Origin of the sequence: Microcoleus sp. Pol8_D6 (assembly GCF_036700965.1) — a bacterium.
Lineage (GTDB): Bacteria > Cyanobacteriota > Cyanobacteriia > Cyanobacteriales > Microcoleaceae > Microcoleus.
The window spans coordinates 1-3,028 of the sequence record NZ_JAUBPW010000147.1 but is presented as its reverse complement, the minus strand read 5'-3'; the positions used below and the strand labels follow the sequence as shown (position 1 = coordinate 3,028).

The window sequence follows — 3,028 nt, the reverse complement described above, 5'->3', positions numbered from 1 at the left end:
CCAACAACCACAAACGCACCATTTTTAGTCACAGCAACATTCAGCGAAAGCGTCACAGGATTTATTGCCAGCGACGTGAATCTTACTAACAGTACGATTAGCAATTTTACAGGTAGCGGCACGACTTATAATTTTACCGTTACACCGAATGCTGATGGCCCTGTCACCGTTGATGTCCCTGCTGCTACAGCCATTGATATTGCGGATAATAACAATACCACCGCAACACAACTGACTCGCACGAATGATGCTACAGCGCCAACAGTTGCCTTAACATCCGCATCCCCAACAACCACAAACGCACCATTTTTAGTCACAGCAACATTCAGCGAAAGCGTCACAGGATTTATTGCCAGCGACGTTAATCTTACTAACAGTACGATTAGTAATTTCACAGGTAGCGGCACAACTTACACCTTTGATGTGACTCCGAATGCTGATGGCCCTGTCACAGTTGATGTCCCTGCTGCTGCTGCCACTGATATTGGGGGTAATAATAATACCGCAGCCACGCAACTGACTCGTACTGCTGATATTACAGTCCCCACAGTTGTCTTAACATCAACTTCCCCAACTACACTCAACGCACCATTTAGCGTCACAGCCACATTCAGTGAAGATGTCACCGGTTTCGATAATACTGATATCAACGTCGCCAATGCGACTGTCGGAAACTTTGTCCCAGTTAATGCCACAACTTACACATTTGATGTCACCCCTACTGGGGATGGCGCTGTCACCGTTGATGTACTTGCTGCCACAGCTACGGATACTTTTGGTAATAACAACACCGCAGCCATTCCATTGACTCGTACTGCTGATCTCACTGCACTTACTGCTAATTGAGGGGCAATTCCTAACATTACTACAGCAGGTGGTACAAGTCAGGCATTGACAGTTACTTTCAGCGATAGTGGTGGAGTGGATGTTAGTAGTTTAGATAATTCTGACGTTGTTATAAATTGGTCAGGTGGGGCTATTCCTGCTACCTTTGTTAGTGTTGATGTTAATAGCAATGGTACCCCGCGAACAGCGACATATTCGTTTACGCCGCCTGGGGGAACTTGGGATAATGCTGATAATGGTACTTACACGGTGAGTTTGCAAGCCTCGCAGGTGAAGGATGCTAGCGGTAATTTTGCTGCTGCTAGCAGTTTGGGTACTTTTAGTATTGATGTTGCGACACCCGCACCCGCACCTGCACCAACACCCGCGCCTGCGGAAACACCTGCGGAAACACCTGCACCCGCACCCGCACCCGCACCTGCACCCACGCCCGCGCCAAGCCCTGCACCCGCGCCTGCGGAAACACCTGCACCAACACCCGCGCCAATCCCTGCAGAAACACCAACACCCGCGCCCGCGCCCGCACCAACGCCTGCGGAAACACCTGCACCAACACCCGCACCCGCGCCCGCGCCAATCCCTGCGGAAACACCTGCACCAACACCCGCGCCCGCGCCAATCCCTGCGGAAACACCTGCCCAAACACCACCAACCGCACCCCCCCCCGCGCCAACACCAGCGCCGTACAGGCACCAATGCCCTGCAACACACGGGCAGCGATAAATTCACCCATGCTGCCGGCCAGCAGCATCCACAGGGTCGCCAGCAGGTAGACCAGCAACCCGGCGATCAGCACCGGACGCCGGCCGATGCGGTCCGACAAGGGACCAAGCCATAACTGCCCCAGGCCAAACGCCGCGACGAAAGCCGACAACGCCAGCAGGCTGCTACCCGGTTGTGCGGACATGATCAGCTCGATAGCGCCCAGGCTGGGAATGATCAGTTGCGTGGAGATTTCGCCAAGGGCCGTCAACGCCACCAGCATCAACAGCAGGCGGCGCGACGGTAGTGGATGAGCGTGCATGGCGTGTCCCTTAATTTTCAGCGGCAGTGGCTTGCCATTTATTAATATTTCAGTCGTAATGTAAACAATAAAATTACGCTCGAAATATAAAACACCGACCCAAGCAGAGGCCCCCATGAGCACTCCATCACACGAAGAAAAACTGGCTGAATGGATCGCCGCCGAACAGGCCATGCGCGCCAGCCTTGGTGCACCCGGCAGCATGAGCCTGGCGCAGGTCAGCGAATTGCTACCGCAGGAGTTCTTTGACGGTATCGGACGCGGTGAACTGCCCTCGCCGCCCATCGGTCACCTGCTGGATTTCATCCCGCTGGAGTGGTCACCCGGTCGTGTTCTCGTTCAGGGCCCGCCCGATGAACGTCACTACAATCCCCTGGGCAGCGTACACGGTGGTTACGCCGCCACCCTGCTCGACTCCTGCATGGGTTGCGCCATCCATACGCAGTTGCAACGCGGCCAGGGTTACACCACCACCGACCTGCGCATCAGCTATATCCGGGCCCTGAGCAAGAAAATCGGCCCGATTCGCGCCGAGGGGCGCATCGTCCATCTCGGCCGCACCACCGCACTGGCCGAGGGGCGTATCTATGATGTCGACGACCGCCTGTATGCCGTGGGCTCAACCACCTGCCTGATTCTCAACATGCCCGGCTGAGCCTGGCTTTGCCATCGCGCCAATCACCATGAGGAACTCCACCATGCCATCCATCGTCATCGCAGGTTTTGCTCGCTCCGCCTTTCAGTTCGCCAAGAAAGGCTCCCTGATCAACCTCCGCCCGGACGATCTCGCTGCCCAGACGCTGCGCGGCCTGGTGGACAAGCTCGACCTCGATCCAGCAGAGATCGAAGACGTGATCATGGGCTGCGCCTACCCGGAAGCCGAACAGGGCATGAATATCGCCCGCATTGCCAGCTTCCGCGCCGGTTTCCCGGAAACCCTCGGTGGAGCGACGGTCAACCGCTTCTGCGGCTCGTCGATGACTGCCGTGCACTTCGCGGCAGGGCAAATCATGCTCGGCGCCGGCGAGGCCTTTATCTGTGCGGGGGTTGAGTCGATGACGCGCGTGCCCATGGGTGGTTTCAATATCTCCCCCAACCCCACCCTGCTCGAGAACTTTGCGCAGGTCTACATGAGCATGGGGCACACGGCAGAGGAAG

The 3,028-nt window shown here is 56.3% G+C and carries 3 protein-coding genes and 1 pseudogene; 3 read left to right on the top strand and 1 reads right to left on the bottom strand.

From position 1 onward, the window contains the following. On the top strand, nucleotides 1-846 hold an 846-nt coding region (locus QUA10_RS28775), incomplete at its 5' end, for an Ig-like domain-containing protein (protein WP_333086472.1). A 319-nt stretch (nucleotides 847-1,165) separates the two neighbouring features. Here QUA10_RS28775 and QUA10_RS28770 read toward each other — a convergent pair. Next, complete coding sequence (locus tag QUA10_RS28770; RefSeq protein WP_333086471.1) at nucleotides 1,166-1,987, bottom strand: MFS transporter; 822 nt, start codon at nucleotides 1,985-1,987, stop codon at nucleotides 1,166-1,168. Here QUA10_RS28770 and QUA10_RS28765 point away from each other — a divergent pair. After that, nucleotides 1,986-2,525 (top strand): PaaI family thioesterase, encoded by a 540-nt coding sequence (locus tag QUA10_RS28765; protein WP_333086470.1) that lies wholly within the window; start codon nucleotides 1,986-1,988, stop codon nucleotides 2,523-2,525. The two genes, QUA10_RS28770 and QUA10_RS28765, sit on opposite strands and share 2 nt — an antisense overlap. 43 nt (nucleotides 2,526-2,568) lie before the next feature. Next, nucleotides 2,569-3,028: pseudogene (locus QUA10_RS28760) on the top strand (hypothetical protein); the annotation flags it as partial.

Excerpts from the sequence above, each read along its gene's own strand:
- QUA10_RS28765 (WP_333086470.1), top strand. The coding sequence starts at position 1,986 with ATGAGCACTCCATCACACGAAGAAAAACTGGCTGAATGGATCGCCGCC.
- QUA10_RS28770 (WP_333086471.1), bottom strand. The coding sequence starts at position 1,987 with ATGGGGGCCTCTGCTTGGGTCGGTGTTTTATATTTCGAGCGTAATTTT.